The 14,692-nt window shown below is 62.8% G+C and carries 16 protein-coding genes; 11 read left to right on the forward strand and 5 right to left on the reverse strand.

The features are described 5' to 3' along the window. Nucleotides 1-32: 32 nt before the first annotated feature. Complete coding sequence (locus HMPREF1023_RS14750; RefSeq protein WP_009307252.1) at nucleotides 33-1,196, reverse strand: hypothetical protein; 1,164 nt, start codon at nucleotides 1,194-1,196, stop codon at nucleotides 33-35. Between the two features lie 148 nt (nucleotides 1,197-1,344). Continuing rightward, the gene (locus HMPREF1023_RS14755) at nucleotides 1,345-2,493 is read right to left on the reverse strand and encodes a hypothetical protein (RefSeq protein WP_009307254.1); all 1,149 of its coding nucleotides are present in this window, start codon (nucleotides 2,491-2,493) and stop codon (nucleotides 1,345-1,347) included. Between the two features lie 496 nt (nucleotides 2,494-2,989). On the opposite strand from HMPREF1023_RS14755, the gene HMPREF1023_RS14760 reads away from it, so the two are divergent. The 9 genes from HMPREF1023_RS14760 (at nucleotide 2,990) to HMPREF1023_RS15050 (ending at nucleotide 11,930) form a co-directional block, all read left to right on the forward strand. Then, the gene (locus HMPREF1023_RS14760) at nucleotides 2,990-3,823 is read left to right on the forward strand and encodes a ParA family protein (RefSeq protein WP_009307256.1); all 834 of its coding nucleotides are present in this window, start codon (nucleotides 2,990-2,992) and stop codon (nucleotides 3,821-3,823) included. Next, a complete protein-coding gene (locus HMPREF1023_RS14765) occupies nucleotides 3,823-4,248 on the forward strand; it encodes a hypothetical protein (protein ID WP_009307258.1) in 426 nt (141 codons plus the stop codon). Before HMPREF1023_RS14760 ends, HMPREF1023_RS14765 begins: the two co-directional genes overlap by 1 nt. Before the next feature lie 7 nt (nucleotides 4,249-4,255). Further along, complete coding sequence (locus tag HMPREF1023_RS14770) at nucleotides 4,256-5,833, forward strand: hypothetical protein (RefSeq protein ID WP_009307260.1); 1,578 nt, start codon at nucleotides 4,256-4,258, stop codon at nucleotides 5,831-5,833. A 195-nt stretch (nucleotides 5,834-6,028) separates the two neighbouring features. Then, nucleotides 6,029-6,286: a type II toxin-antitoxin system Phd/YefM family antitoxin gene (locus HMPREF1023_RS14775; RefSeq protein ID WP_009307262.1), complete on the forward strand. Its 258-nt coding sequence runs from the start codon at nucleotides 6,029-6,031 to the stop codon at nucleotides 6,284-6,286. Next, nucleotides 6,287-6,574: a type II toxin-antitoxin system YafQ family toxin gene (locus HMPREF1023_RS14780; protein ID WP_009307263.1), complete on the forward strand. Its 288-nt coding sequence runs from the start codon at nucleotides 6,287-6,289 to the stop codon at nucleotides 6,572-6,574. A 72-nt stretch (nucleotides 6,575-6,646) separates the two neighbouring features. Further along, entirely contained in the window at nucleotides 6,647-7,087 is a 441-nt protein-coding gene (locus tag HMPREF1023_RS14785; protein WP_009307265.1) for a single-stranded DNA-binding protein, read from the forward strand. A 286-nt stretch (nucleotides 7,088-7,373) separates the two neighbouring features. Continuing rightward, nucleotides 7,374-7,571, forward strand: a complete 198-nt coding sequence (locus HMPREF1023_RS14790; protein WP_009307267.1) for a hypothetical protein — start codon at nucleotides 7,374-7,376, stop codon at nucleotides 7,569-7,571. Between the two features lie 1,936 nt (nucleotides 7,572-9,507). After that, a complete protein-coding gene (locus HMPREF1023_RS14800) occupies nucleotides 9,508-9,873 on the forward strand; it encodes a hypothetical protein (RefSeq protein ID WP_114534462.1) in 366 nt (121 codons plus the stop codon). 131 nt (nucleotides 9,874-10,004) lie between these two features. After that, a complete protein-coding gene (locus HMPREF1023_RS15050) occupies nucleotides 10,005-11,930 on the forward strand; it encodes a relaxase/mobilization nuclease domain-containing protein (RefSeq protein ID WP_232228739.1) in 1,926 nt (641 codons plus the stop codon). 5 nt (nucleotides 11,931-11,935) lie between these two features. Here the strand turns inward: HMPREF1023_RS15050 and HMPREF1023_RS14810 are convergent, their stop codons facing one another. From HMPREF1023_RS14810 to HMPREF1023_RS14820, 3 genes are read right to left on the reverse strand one after another with little or no spacing between them, the layout of a single operon-like run. Next, the gene (locus HMPREF1023_RS14810; RefSeq protein ID WP_009307272.1) at nucleotides 11,936-12,376 is read right to left on the reverse strand and encodes a hypothetical protein; all 441 of its coding nucleotides are present in this window, start codon (nucleotides 12,374-12,376) and stop codon (nucleotides 11,936-11,938) included. Beyond that, entirely contained in the window at nucleotides 12,373-12,897 is a 525-nt protein-coding gene (locus tag HMPREF1023_RS14815; protein ID WP_021409101.1) for a hypothetical protein, read from the reverse strand. Before HMPREF1023_RS14815 ends, HMPREF1023_RS14810 begins: the two co-directional genes overlap by 4 nt. Continuing rightward, nucleotides 12,881-13,084 carry a type II toxin-antitoxin system Phd/YefM family antitoxin gene (locus tag HMPREF1023_RS14820; protein ID WP_009307274.1) on the reverse strand — a complete coding sequence of 68 codons (204 nt, stop codon included), beginning with the start codon at nucleotides 13,082-13,084 and terminating at the stop codon, nucleotides 12,881-12,883. Before HMPREF1023_RS14820 ends, HMPREF1023_RS14815 begins: the two co-directional genes overlap by 17 nt. 125 nt (nucleotides 13,085-13,209) lie before the next feature. On the opposite strand from HMPREF1023_RS14820, the gene HMPREF1023_RS14825 reads away from it, so the two are divergent. Both HMPREF1023_RS14825 and HMPREF1023_RS14830 read left to right on the forward strand, forming a co-directional pair. Continuing rightward, on the forward strand, nucleotides 13,210-13,524 hold the full coding sequence (locus HMPREF1023_RS14825; protein ID WP_009307275.1) for a hypothetical protein: 315 nt from the start codon (nucleotides 13,210-13,212) through the stop codon (nucleotides 13,522-13,524). Nucleotides 13,525-13,695: 171 nt separating this feature from the next. Further along, nucleotides 13,696-14,692: helix-turn-helix domain-containing protein (locus HMPREF1023_RS14830; protein ID WP_009307276.1), on the forward strand; the 997-nt coding region annotated here is incomplete at its 3' end.

Here is a 14,692-nt window from a genome sequence, read left to right on the forward strand (position 1 = left end):
GCCCTCTCCCATCTCGTTCGCCTTCGATTCTTCTATTTCCACTCCCCACAGGAGCAGTAGTAGCGGCCAGTGTTCACAGTCTCCGTCCCTACAGGAGACGGATAGGCGTTGCCAACGCCTTCCCCTGCTAGGGCATGGTTTTTCAGATGACCCGCTTCGTTTCCCTGAATATCAGCGCCGCAAATCCCACAGAAATTGTGGTAAATAGTCTTCTCTGTCGTTTCGGGAATCCAGTTATGGACATGCGCCGGAGGATCCGGCTCGGGAGCAGGAGCCGGCACAGGGTCGGGCCCAGGGGCGGGATCAGGAGCCGGCGCAGGTTCCGAGGAACCTCCCCCGGACGTCGATCCACCTCCGGTCCCCCCGCTTTGCACAGCATTACCCGATGTGGCAGGGGCGCTCTGCACGGCCGCCTGGGCGGCGTCTGACTTGCCTGCCGCTTCGAGGGCTGTTGCCGACGCCTCGACCTCTTCGGCACTCATGTCGGCCAGCGCTTTCGGCGCGAGAGTGATGTTGACGATTATCTTCTTTTCATCGGCTGAAACCGTCTCGAACATGACCATAGCGTCTTCGCGCTCGTTATCCCACTCAAGGCCAAGCGACCTTACGGTGTTGCTCGCGCTCGCAGCAGCATCAGAGGGGGCTTTAAGCTCGAAAGGCTCCCCTGCGGTGTAGGTTGATCCGTCTTCAAGCACGGGGGTTTTGGACACGGACACCTTGTAAGTGGCGTCCTTCACGAACTCATCGGCCTCTACAAGGACGATATTCTCGCCGCACTCGACCTCGCGCTCGATGGGTTCCATCTCTCCGTGCGGAGCCGCAGCTTCGACGCGCACTGTCGCCTTAGTCGCGGTATCAGTCCACCCTTCGGCTTCGATTTTGACCGCGAGGGAATACTTCTGATCATTCTTAGGCGCAACCGCCTCTTGCTCCGGCTGGGATTTTTCGGGCTGGGGTGCCTCCGAGGGCGTTGCAGCGCCCACGATGCCCGCAATGCACAGCGCGATCACGGCAACGCCGAGGACGGCCGCTGCGAAGATGCGACGCTTGCGCTTAGGCGAACCCCCGCCGTCCACCGTTTCCCCTTGCGCAGGCTCGGACTCGATATCCTTCTCGCCCTCAAGCGGCTCGGTCAGCCCTTCGATCTTCTCTTCCGTTTGATATTCCAGCTTCTCGGTCTTTTCGTTTTCGCTCATGTCCCAACATCCTTTCGCCCGGTCTTATGCCCAGTCTGTTTGCCTAGCGCAGGGTTCGTATCCCTCCGATCGGCGGCCCCGATGCCGGGGGGCGCATGGACAGACCGGGCGGAGAGCCATGCGCACCCCGGCATCGGGGCCTAGTTCGTCATTCTTCTTGCAGCTTCGCCTCCCCATCCCCGTCGTCGAACTGCATGACCTTCACGGGAGCCGACTCCCGCAGAACCATCCCGTCGCGGGTTATCGCGATGGAGGGGAACCTCATCATCCGCTGCGTCGGGCGCAGCTCCTTCGGCCCGCGTTCCAGCCTGTCGGGCACGCGGACGCTCCACGCGCCGTCGCCTGTTTTCACAGCCTTGACCCGCGCGAGCACCACCACGCTGCCGTCGTCGAACGTCTTGGTGATGCGGGCGCGCCGCCTCCAGACCACCGCCACGGCGATGAGCACGGCACCTGTCGCCCCCGCTCCGACGACGTAGGGGATCACATCGAACGGCTGCTCCGGCTCCGGCTCAGGTACGGGTGCAGGCTCGGGAACCTCGTGGTAGTAGGTAACGTCCAGCGCCATGCGCCTGTCCTTCTCCGTCGCGATCCCCTTGTAATGGCCTGTGACGGTGTAGGCGATCGTCTCGAGGTAGTCCTCGGTGCCGCGGTAGTTGGCATGGGCCGTGTACGATACGGGGAGCCCTAGGTCGTCGGTGGCCGTGACCTCGAACTCGACGTCAGAGAGGGCCAGCGTCTTGGTCGTCGTCGTATCGGGGCCATCGCCGCTTGTCACGGTGAAGTCCGCGTACGCGGGTATCGTCGCATCGACGTCGTTGGTGGGCAGCCCGGGATAGTCCACCGGCCGGTCAACCTGACGGGTGCGGAGCTGGTAGACGGGGATCTGCTCGACGCTGTCAAGCGGCAGATCCCCTTCGTAGAGTGGATCGATCGTCGACGCGTCCATCGTGGCCGGCATGCTGGCGATGGCGTAGCCAACATCGAGCACGCCCGCTTCCACGGTCGTGTCATGCTCGAGTTCGGCGGTTTGCCGCTCGTACGATTCGTCTACGTAGGGTTCGCCTTCCTTTTCGAGTTTGTAGGCATTGCCGCCGAACTCTATAGACGATGGCACGAGCCCTTCCGGCATGCCGGACGCTTCCATGTAAGTGAACGTTTTGACGATCCTGTCCCCGTCGCCCGCGGCAAGGGCCGCGGCCGGCGGCGACGCCAGCGATGCCGCGAGCAGGATCGAGGCCAGCGCGGCAGCCGTTTTCAGCAGTTGGTTGGAGACGGGTTTTTCTTGGGTCGCCATCGTTCACCCTTTCTATGCGCTTTTCACTAATCCATGATACCCCCCCCCCCAGGGCTGTTTTTCAAGGCCTAACCTGCGAAATATTATTTGCAGCATCATTTACATGTTTAGCATTTTGGTAGTCAAGTCTCATATTTAATTATGAGATTTAAGTATTCGTGTATTCTAGTATTCAAGTATTCGTATTCTTTCATATTCCATTTCTTAAATACTCGTGATCTACAGTATTCAAGTATTCGTGATCTTCACTAACGTTGCCAGTGGGATGTTTTCTCAATTACACGAGTTTTCAAGTACTCTATAACTCGATTTATTAAATTTTCTATTACTTAAATTTTCTAGTTTTTATAATTTCATGTTTTATTGTTTTTTTGTTCTTGTGTTTTCAAGTTTTCATATTCTAGTGTTCTTGACTACTCTTTTTCTTGATGTATACTTTACTCGTGTTCTCTAGTATTCAAGTTTTTGAGTTCTCTATCAATCAAGGAGGCAGGGAATGGCAAAGGCCAAGGCGCCGACGTCCCAGAAGAACCCCGCATGGGTCGTCACGGTGGGAGCCATGAAGGGCGGAGCTGGAAAGACCATGGTCGTCGACAACATCGCCGGCTGCCTCGCAGAGCGCTATAAAGTGCTTGTCGTGGACGCCGACCCCCAGGCTAACGCCTCCAAGGGGTTGGGGATCGACATTGCCGACCCGGACATGACCACCCTTGCCGACGTCCTCACGAACCAGGGCACGCCGCCGGAGGACGCGGTGATCCGCGCCCCTTTGCGCGATCTGCCGAACCTGGACGTGATGCCGTCCTCGATCCTGCTGTTCAAAACGGAATTCGAACTCGCGGCAAAAGGCGAGCGGATCAGACTTCTCAGCTACTACCTGCAGGACAACAGCGAGTTCTTCGGCCAGTACGACTACATCATCATCGACACCAACCCTGGGCTCGGCCTCGTTAACCAAAACGCCTTCTTCGCCGCAGACTCGATAGTGCTCGTGACCGACGTGTCGGACAACGGGCTCACCGGCGTCGAGATGTTTCAATACTTGTGGGGCGAGGAATTGTGCACCGAGCTCCGCATCCCCGACGTCACCAAAGGACTTGTGGTTTGCAACTACGACAAGCGCATCAAGCTGGCACCCGAGATGCTCGACTACATCCGCTCGCGCGAAGACATGGGCGGTCTGCTCGTTGATACCGTCATCCCGTACCGCGTAGCCTACAAGGACACCGAAGTCGAGTCGAAGCCAATCAACCTGGAACATCCCAAATCCAACGAACATACGATACTGGAAGCGGTCGTGAAGGATCTTAGAAAGAAAGGAGCCATCTGATGGCAACCTCGAACCGATTCGCCGCAGCAAGGGAAGCCGCTGCGAAGGAGGCATCCCAGCCGGCACCGCCAGAACCCGAGGTCGTCACGCCGAGCCGGGCGGAAGCCCCCTCTCCCTCGAAGCCGCGCAAGGGTGGGGAAGAGGGGAAGAAGCCGTCAACGGGCAAGCGCCGGGCACCGGCCGCGCGCGCAACGCCGAAGAAGGCCGACGCCGGCGAGGTAAGCCAAGCCTCCCCGGGGGCGAGCGGCGAGCAATCGTATACGACGTACGGCTTCATGATCACCGAGGATCAGAACAAGGCCCTCAACCGGCTCAAGGGCATAGACGGGCTCAACCGCTCGCTGGTCATACGCGAGGCGCTCGATGCGTGGATAGCCGCACATAAGGACGAGTACCCCGAGTCCCTCGGCCAGTACGGGAAGTGACGTCGTCGTGAAGACATCCAGATACCGCGGCCACGTGCTCGCCACGATCACCGACCGCGACCTCTACTACGGAGGTATCGGCGAGAGCTACCAGGTAGGCCAGGTGCTCATATTCGCCGCCGGCACCAAGCCGAAACCGGGCAGCGAGATGGCATGCGCCGACAACATGGCCGCCGCCACGGAGTACCTCGACGGCGGGGGATCCCCCGCCGCGATACCGGAACCCGCTCGGCTGCAGGAGGATCCGGCACCTGCGGCGCAAGCGCCCTCCGACAGCCGCCTGGAGGCTATCGTCGCCGAGGCGAGGATGGCTGCAGAGGCGCTCGAGAGGGACGCTGCGGCGCAAAGACGGCATACCGACGCCCTTGAGGCGGAGCTCGCCGCGGCGGCCGCCGCGAGGGACGAGGCGGAAGCCGGCCGGCGGGAGGCGGACCGGCAGATCGAGCAGGCACAGAAGCGAGCCGCAGAATCCGAGGCCGCCCTCAGAGCCGCTACGGAGGCGCTGGAGCGGGCGGAGGAGGATCGCGCCCGCCTCGAAGGCATCGTGGCATTGGAAACCGCGTCCAGGGCCGAGGCGGAGGCGCAGCTTGAGAAGACGGCGTCGGCGCGAGACGAGGCGCTCGCCCGGCTGGGCTCGCTCGAGCAGGATGCCGCCGCCTTCGCCGTCGCCAAGGGAGCCGCCGAGACGGAGGCGAAGGAGGCTAGGGCCGCCCTCGAGCGGAGCGAGGCGAGACGCGCAAAGGCGGAGCAAGACCTCGTGTCGGCAAGCTCCGAAAGCGAGCAAGCAGCCCGGGCTCTCGGCATGCTCCAGGACAAGGTGTCTGCGCTTACCGACGAGCTCGCCACAGCGCGCAGCAAGACGGAGGCAGCGGAGAGGAGGATACGGCAACTCGACGACGGGATGTCCGAGCTGATCTCCAACATCTCCGACGAGCGGGATCTGTACGCCAACGTCCTGAAGGAACGGGAACGGCTCGCCAGCCTCCTGGACGAGGCGGAATCGGAGCTCTCGCGCCGCTCTTCGCTCGCGGACAGGCTGTCGGAGGAGCTGCAAGCCGCCGAAAAGCGCGCGGCGCAAGCGGAGAACGCCGCCAAGGAGGCCGCCCTCGACTCGGAGTCCCTGGCGAAGGATCTTGAGCATGCCCGGGCGCGTTCGAGCGAGCTCGAGACAGCGCTCGCTGCCGCGAAGGCGAAGGCCGGTTCGGCCGAGGACGCGGAAGAAAGGCTCCGCGCGGCTTTGGCGGAACTCGCCGACGTCAAGGCGAAGAGGCTCGAGGACGCCGCCGCGTGGCAGGCGGACCTGCAGCGCATCGACGCGCAGCTGAAGGCGTCGCGGGGGAACGTCGTGCAGACGGGATCCGGAGAAGTGGTCGTCCGACACGTCTATCCTGACGCGCCCAAGCCGACGATGGCAGCCAGGGCCCAATCCGTAGCGTACACGGTAGGGCGGGGTGCCGCAGCGTTGGTCGTCGTGGCCGTCCTCAGCTTGCTGGCCAGCGCGATCCTCACCGCAGGGGCGAACGGAGCCTCCTTCGGAGAGGGACTACGAACGGTGCTCGGCACAGTGATCGACGCCATCCCCTAGCCGCCACGGCGGTACAGCGGGGGCTACGCCCCCTGCGCCCCTGTTCCAGCAACGAGAACCGGCGGTTGGAAAATCACCAACCGCCGGTTCTCGTTGCTGCGTGTTTGATTGATATATATTGTACGTTTCTTTGTACAAAATTTCTCAACAATGCTACAATGACCTTAACGAAGCAACCCGTCTAAGGAGCATGACATGACCACCTTAACCGTATCATCGTCCGAGTTCCGTCGCAACATGCCGAGCATCGTCGGCAAGGCCGAAGAAACCGGGGCCTCCATCGTCGTCATCAAGAACTCGCGGCCCTGGTTCGAGATAAACCCGATCTCCCGCGCCAAAGTCCCGACGGAGGAGACTCTACAGGCGCTCCAGGAGATTGAGGCGCGGAGGAAAGACCCCGACGCGCCGATCTACCACGACATCAACGATCTCTTCGCGGATCTTGGTATCTAGATGTACGGCGTATTCAAGACCTCGGCCTTCGAGCGAGACGTCAAACGCTGCACGAAGAAGCATTGGGACATGCGGGCCCTGAAGGACGCCATGACCGCTGTCGCCATGAGCGACGAGGCGAGCATCCCCCTGAAGTACAAAGACCATGCCCTGAGCGGCGATCTGCAGGGGATGAGGGAACTGCACGTCGGAGGGCGCAGCAGCGACTGGCTCATCCTGTACTCCATCGACGGCGACGTAGTGGAGTTCGCCCGTACGGGCACGCACGACGACCTGTTCAGACGATAGGAAGGAGGGAACTTCGGCATCTATGAGAACAGACCGGGCACTCATAGGACAGCCAACTGAAAGAAGAACACCATGAGCATCAACCGAGTTATCATCAGCGGAAACCTTACCCGCGATCCCGAGCTTCGCTCCACTGCGAGCGGGCTGCCGGTGCTGGGCTTCGGAGTGGCGGTAAACGACCGTCGCAAGAACCAGCAGACGGGCGAATGGGAGGATTATCCGAACTTCATCGATTGCACGATGTTCGGCGCGCGCGCCGAGGCGCTTTCCAGGTACCTTAAGAAGGGCGTCAAGGTGTCCATCGAGGGCAAGCTCCGCTGGAGCCAGTGGGAGCGCGAAGGCCAGAAGCGCAGCAAGATCGAGGTGATCATCGACGAGCTCGAGTTCATGTCGAGCCACAACAGCGATTCGTCGCGCGGGGGATCCGATGTCGACGCACGGTTCAGCGCGATACCTTCGGCTATCGACCCCGACGCCGTCGCGTCGGTTTACGACGAGGACATCCCGTTTTAAACGATAGGAGCTGCTAGCAATGGATAACACGTCCTCTCTTAGTCGTTTCTTTGACTCTTGTATATCTTGGGTTCCTATCATTTGTCTTTTTGATAGTTTCTCTAACCGTCGCTAATGTGTGCCGCTGCCTGGAGACAGAAGAGGTCGTCAAAGAGGTGGCGAAGCTGGGCGGGAGAGAGGTGGACGTCGTGTCAGTAGATCTATACATCCCTCCGGACAGTATTGACCTGTCGTATTCAGCAATATAGATAAAAGACTATCGCACGTAAAAGAAAGGAGGCCTATCATGGGCATGGAGGGTTGGTGGGCGGTGGCGAACAGCTTAGGGGAGACCATCGCGTGGTTCCGGTCACGCGCTGATGCCGAGGACTACCGCAAATACTTAGCGGCGCGGGGTTATGAAACGGCGTTGTGTCCAAGAGATATCAAGGCGGCGCGAGCGGGTGATGCCGCTTACGGCGCGGGGACAAAGCTCTGGCTTTAGTGGATACGGCGGTTTACGATGAGGATATCCCGTTTTAACCGATGGAGGGAATGAAAACCACGAGTCGCGACTACTTACCCGAGAGGGATCCGATTCTCATCGATGTGGAATTGCATAGAAAGCACCCGAGCGGATGGGTTGTCGGCAGCGAGGGCTCACCGAGCGACGACAGGGATGATCGTCCGACTTGGTGCCGGTGGGCACCCAATCCAAAATTCCATGTCGACAAACGGCTGATAATTGGCGAGCTGCTGGGCATCATCGACGATGAGGGCATCTCGCAAGGGCGGGAAGCGTAAGTTGACGTGGAATTTGCCGCTCGAATCATAGCAAGCCTCACGCTGTTCCTCGCATGCCTTCTTTTCTCGCTGGCCCTAATGCGTGCAAGGAACAACGGCTTCGCACCTTCGGATAAGCGTCTGCTGGCGCAGACAGGATGCCTCGTCGTTGCAGCCTCGCTGATGCGCCTGTCCTTGCACCTGACACTCGACGGCGCAGTCCTCGCCAGCAGCGTTGCCTTCACGTTGTTCCTTCTCCTGGCTGCAACAAACACCCTTCTTATACCACGTCGTCCTTTCCATCGATGAAGAGCGGCCCTTCGCGGGGGGCCGCTCTCTTCTATCGCCTCAAATAACGTCACTGTTTCAACCCAGCGCCCAAGCTTGCCGCTTGGTCGACGTCTGGACAAGATCCCTTCTTGTTAGTTCTCAATGTCCCGTCGGGGGCCGCGAGATCCCTCGAAGGGGCGCTTTCGCCCTCGCAAGCTCCCTTGTTCGGCAGAGGTGGAATCGGAGGGCCTGCGACGGCCCTCCGTCGCTTCGATTGCCTTTTTCGGGGCGGCTGTCCTCTCCTTCATTGCGGGGTTTCTCTCCACCTGGTTCGGGGGTTGATCAACTTCGCCAAGGCTTTCCACAATCGGGCTAGGGGTTCCGGCGGGTGCCGCCGAGGGCGAAGGGACCTTGCACGGATCCCGTAGCCCACGGGTCGGCGGCGCCCGCCGGAATGCGGAGCGCCGCGAAGCGGCGCGCAGCACCCGATTGTGGGAAGGCGCGCCCGCATGTGCATCAAACCAAAGACACGGAAGATCGAAAGCAGGGGAGGACGTCATCCGCGCCGACCGCTCTAAGCGGGCGGCGCAGCCGGCGTCGCCAGGGCCCGAAGCCCTTCCGCCCGGCTCTCTGAGAGCCGGGCGGAAGGGCCGCAGCAGCGGAACCGCAAGGGACGGCCGACCTCCGCGCAGCCCGAAGGGAACCCGCAACCTTCGGATCGAACATGGGAGCGCGCCTTTCCACAATCGGGCGCTGCGCACAGGTGCCGGAACAGCCCGCGCCCGATCGTGGAAAGCCTTGGCGAAGTTGATCAACCCCCGAACCAGGTGGAGGGAAACGCAACCTGCCGACCCCGGCTCCGCCGGGAGTGTGGACAGCCGCGAGCGCCTGCCCACACTCGGCGCGGCAACGACCGCGCCGCCGCTTCGCCGCCAAGAGGCCGGCTCCCGAAAATCGCGACGTCGGCCTCGCGTCGCGCCAGAAGGCGCTCCGCTCGGCCCGATGGATGCTCGCCCCGAGCATCCATCGGGTGGCTTCACACACCCTTCCTCCATTACGGGATCCGCGTAGGGTCCCTTCATGGGAAAGCCTGTGCAAAGCCACCCGCACCCATCGGCCCGAACCCGCGCTTGCGCTAGGCCGCGCAGCACGTTAAACTCCGTAGGGAGGTTAGCAAGAGACGCACGTTGTAACACAAAATAAATTTTGCGTTACAACGTGCACGGGGCTTCCGCCCCGAACCCTGGAACGCGCCGCACGCGGCGCGTAAGCCGGAGGCAAGCCTCCGGGCCGTGCAGGCACGGGCCGGCTGCGCCGACGGGCGGCCGGGCCGCCCCTCGCTAACGCTCGCTCGCTGCGCTCGAAACGCATTGAAGGAAGGAAGCCGGTTGCCGCGATCCAAAGGCTACAAGAAGCAGGAAGCGCTCGACGGCGGCTACCTCAACGTCAGGCTCTCGGCCGACCTGAGCGCGAAGCTCGACCGCGACTGCGCCGACTACGCGCGCAGGGCGGGGAAGCCCGACGCCTCAAGGGTGCGGGGCTCCTACGTCCGGGAGCTCATCTCCGCCGGCCTCCAAGGTGCCGCCGACGCCGATCTGGAATCAGCCTCGAGGGCGATGAAATCGGTGGCGTGGGAGCTCGAGGCGGCGTCTATCGGAGCCTCGCCGGCGCCCACGGCCGAGGCCCTGCAGGGATGGAGCGACCGGCTGATGGAGGCCTCCTTGATGCTCGACCGGGCAGCGGGGGAGCGCTAGCGATGCCGATGCTCAAAACCATAACCGGTCACACGGGCTGCGCCGGCGTCATGGACTACCTGCGCAAGGGGTCGAAGGACGACAGGCGCAAGCGCCGCATGGGCGAGATAAGCGAGGCCGACACGCTCCGCGTGGCGGCGAAGGGCATAGCCGGCTACCTCCACGACGGGCACGGCGCGGAGTTCGACCGGGCCCTCGCCGAGGACTTCGTCGGGATCCCTCCGAGCGCGCAGGGCGACTGGGCTCGGTACATGGACGACCTCAGGCGGGCCGCCGGATGCGACAGGAGGACGGGCGGAAGGGAGGGGAGGGCCGTCACCTACCGCCACTACGTGCTCGCGCCAGACCCCGAGGACGGCATCGATCTGGACACTCTCAGGGCGTACGCGAAGGAGTGGGTGGTGAAGGCGTTCGGCCCCGGAGCGACGGCCGCCATCGTCTACCACGACGACAACCACGAGCGCCTGAAGAAGGGCCTGCAGGGAATACCCCACGCGCACATCTGCATCAACGCGCTCAACACGCAGACGGGCAGGAAATGGCATTTCGCGAAAGACGACCTCGCCCGCCAGGCGAACGTCGCGCAGGAGCTCGCCGAGAAGTACAGCCTGGCGCCGTTGCCGAAAATGAGGACGTCCGACGCCAAGGAAGATCCCTTGAAGACGATGCGCATCTGCAGGACGAAGGAGGAGTGCGCGATGCTCGCCAAGGGGTTCGTGCCTTACAAGGAGTCCATCAGGAAGGCCGTCGCCAAGGCGTGCAGGACGGCCAGCAGCTGGGACCAGTTCAAGGCGGCCCTCGCCGACAAGGGCGTGAGCGTGACCATAACCAGGAGAGGGACGCTGACGTACTGCGACTCCAACGGGCGCAAGGCCAAGGAGCAGAAGCTCGGCCTGAACTTCGGCATCGTCGCGGTAGGGGAGGCCATCAAGCGGAACTCGTCCGAGTCCGTATCCCTCCCCGACGTCGACGCCGCGCCGGCGACGTACGACGTCTCCCTCGTGAGGAGGCGGGGGAAGGTCGAGTGCCGTCTCGGCACCGAGAGGCTCGTATGGCACGAGGAGGCGGGATCCCGCTGGCAGCACCTCGACAACATCAAGTCGCTCGAGCGCGCGGCCAAGGTCAAGGAGATCTACGGGATAGTCGACGGCGAATCGTACTCCCGCACCCTCTCGCATCTCAACCTGCAGCTCGAAGAAGCCGCCAGGAACCAGGATCCGGCCGCCGCCCGGATCCGGTGCGAGATAAAGAGCGTCATGTACGCCCAAGCCGTTATAGACCTCGCGTCCGCGCGCAAGCGCATAGGCGACGAAGCGGTGCTGTCGTATTCCGAGTCGCTGCTGAGGCAGGGCCGCCAGCTCGGCGTGGCCAACATAGAGAGCATCGCCGCCATAGCGCGCAGCAACGGCATCGACCGCACGGAAGGATGGGGCGCCGCGGTGCTCGCCGCCGAGCGGATCATGTCGTCGAGGGAGACGGCCCTGCAGGACGCCCTCGTCGAAGGATCGTGGGCGCGCGACGTCGCACGATACGCGGAAGCGGTCGAGGCCATGCGCGGCGTCGTCGGCGGCAAGAGCGAGGCGGCCTGGACGTACGAGGACGCAAGCGCGGTCCAGGCCGGAACGATCGCCGAGAGGGCCCTCGAGGGCATCGCCGAGTCCAGGGGCGAGAGCGTCGCGGACGTCCTTTCCAAGGCCGAGGGGATGGAGCGCTCCATCGGGGCGGCCGAGGCGGCCTACTTCGACGCGGCGAGGAACCTAAGCCGCGTCTCCGGTGCGCGGGACGCGGCATATGCAGTCGCGGGCCTGGAGCCGCCGGCCCGCAAGGCGGCGGGCGGCGAGGCGGTCAGGCCCAAGCCGCAGGGGCAGGAATCCCGCGGCCAGCGCTCGCGCCTCGCAGCCGAGATCCACGCAAGGCACCTCGAAGAGGCGCGCAAGAAGGCCGTCTCGAGGAGCGCGGCGGCGTCGAGGGCCAAGCAGGCCGCCTACCAGTCCGCGAAGAGCCGGAGCATCGCGGCGAACGTGGCGGCCAAGGAAGGGAGGGGCGCGTCGCGGTAGGGACGTCAGACCTCGGCGTCCTCGGCCTCGGCGGCCTCGTCCCAATAAAGGTCGACCTCGGCGTCCTCTACCTCGCCGCCCCCTTGCGGGGCCTCCATCGGCAGCACGTCCTTCAGCCTGTCGACGACGACGAGCTCCCCGACCTTCAGGTAGAGCAGGCCGCCGAGGTACCGCTTGTCGAGCAGCTTCTTGCGGACGAGGAACTCGGGCTCGCGCTCGGGTTTCGGGTCGGGGTTCGTGCCGATCCTCTCGACCTCGTCGTCATGGCAGTAGACGTCCGCGTACAGATGGTCGTCGCCGGACATGAAGGATCCGACGTTGACCCTCTCGTCCACCACGGTCGGGTGCCTGTCCGTGCCCCTCGAGTCCGTCCACCCGTCCATGGTCATGAGGGTGGTGTTGTACTCCCTGTACCCCAAAGCCCCCGTCATCACCGCGACGTTCACGATACCGCCGCCTTGTTCGGGTTGCGCTCGGCCCATTCCGCCTCCGCAGCCGCCTTGCTGGGCCAGAACAGCCATATCTGGGACGACGAGTAGGATCCCTTGTAGGACAGGGTAGCGGGCGAGGACGGGATGGATCCGTCCTCGTTAGGCGTCGTGTAGAACGCAAACTCCTCGCCGGCGCTCGCGTTGGGCTGCTCGCCTTCCGGCTCGAAGAACGAGACCTTCATGTTCTCGCCTACCTCCCATTTTCCGAACATCAAAGGCTGCACCAGGGTCTTGTCGTAGTAGCGCGCCGTGCCGTCGCCGTTAAGGGTGAGCACGTACGCCTTGTCGTACTCGACATGGTACCAGGATCCCACGTACCCTCCGCTCACCGTGTCCTCGGGCTCCGCTTCGGGCTGTTGCGAGGATACAACGATGGCGGCCACGAACATCGCCACGAGGGCGACGACCATGATGGCCGCGAAAACCACGCCACCGTGATCCTTGACCCAGTACCCCAAATCACTCGCTTTGCTCATCCCGACCTGCCTTGTAGCCATGGTCGATGGCGTAGCCGTACATGCGCTCGAACTCCTCCACGTCCGCCACGACAGCCACCGAGTAGCCGTTCTTGGTCAGGTACGCGAACCCCCTCGTTTCGGAGAGCCCTTCGAGTATCCTTGCCGAATTCACGCGGAACTCGGACAGGGGCACAGCCTTCGCCATCGATCCTCCAACATTTCAGGCCCGGTCTTTTCACGATTGTACCAAATTAGCTATCTTCAAGGTATTAATTCGTTTCGAATTGCTGGTATTATCGATCACGACAGCACATAGGAAGAGGAGGGCCCATGATCGGCGAAGCCGGCTACGAAACGTCAGAAGAAGGCAGCGACTTCAAAGATGTCCGAGAAATGCGCGCCGATAAAACCCAGACCTGGCTGTCTGCGGGATTCGGCGACGACAGCCCCCATGAGTTCGTCGGAACGATCATGCCGGCTTCCCGCGCCGCCGAGGGCAAGTGCGCCGCACTCCACAGGTTCGCCAACGCCGGGGGAACCCTTTACTCTGCCCTCTACGAGGACGGGCAGGAGATACTCTCTTGCGAGCGAAGCGGCGAAGGGAAGATGATATCCGACTACCTCAGCCGGATTCACGTTCTTTAACGCGGAGGGAAGGCCGACGAAGGCCGCTGCGCGTAAATTGAATTCTCGTAGGTAAAAACTTCACCTCCAGTCTTGCATAAATCATGTAAATGCGGATTCCGAACCGTGGCCATGGCCGTTTGTGCTTTTCCTTCTTCCCGTAGGCGAAGGACCGACAGGAAGGAGGCCCTCATGGGGGATTCCAAGGGCGGTAGGCGCCCACTCACCTACGACGACAGGCTCGCGATAGAGCGTGGCCTGAACAGAGGGGACAGGATAGCGTGGATCGCGAGGACGATTGGCCGCGCGCCCAAGGTGGTCGCCGAGGAGGTAAAGCGCAACTGGACCGACGACCCCCAGGGAATGCTCGTGGTCCGAACCCGCAACATCTGCTCGAAGGCGGGGCTCTGCGAGGTGCGCGGGCTGTGCAAGGGCATGTGCAGGGCGCGCTGCAGCAGGTGCAAGGACTTCCTCTGTAACTCGCTCTGTCCCGATTTCGAGGCGAAGCCGTGCGAGAAGCTGGCAAGGAGCCCGTTCTGCTGCAACGCCTGCCCGAGCAGGGTCGGCGGCGGGTGCCGTCATCCCTATAGGTACTACCAGGCGAAATGGGCCCAAGACGCAGCCGACGCCAGGCGCAGCGAGTCCAGGCAGGGGATAGACTGCGACCCCGAGGCGTTCGAGAGCGCGATAACCCTGATATCGGACGGCCTCGCCAAGGGCCAGAGCCCGCAGCACATATTCGCCGCGAACCCCGGCGCCATACCGTTCGGCGTGCGCAGCCTCTACAACTACCTCGGCGGCGCCAAGGCGGGGGATCTGTCGAAGCTCGACCTGCCGAAGGCCGTACGCTACAAGCCCAGGTCGAAGTCGAAGTCCGCCAAATCCTCCAACATTCCGCGCGAGGTGCTCGAGGGGAGGCGGTGGACGGATTTCTGCGCCCTCGAACAGGCCGACCGCGACAACGCCGTCGAGATGGACACGGTGGTCGGGAGGCAGGGCAGGGACTCGCAGTGCATCTTGACGCTGTTCGTCAGGCGCATAGGGTTCCAGTTCTACATCCTCCTGCCGGACAAGTCGGCGACCAGCGTGGTCGAGGCGCTCGACACCCTCCAGGAGCTCTGCGGGCCCCGTTTCTCCCAGGCCTTCGGCCTGATCCTCTGCGACCGCGGGAGCGAGTTCAGCGATGCGG

The organism is Eggerthella sp. 1_3_56FAA (genome assembly GCF_000185625.1).
Classification (GTDB): domain Bacteria; phylum Actinomycetota; class Coriobacteriia; order Coriobacteriales; family Eggerthellaceae; genus Eggerthella; species Eggerthella lenta.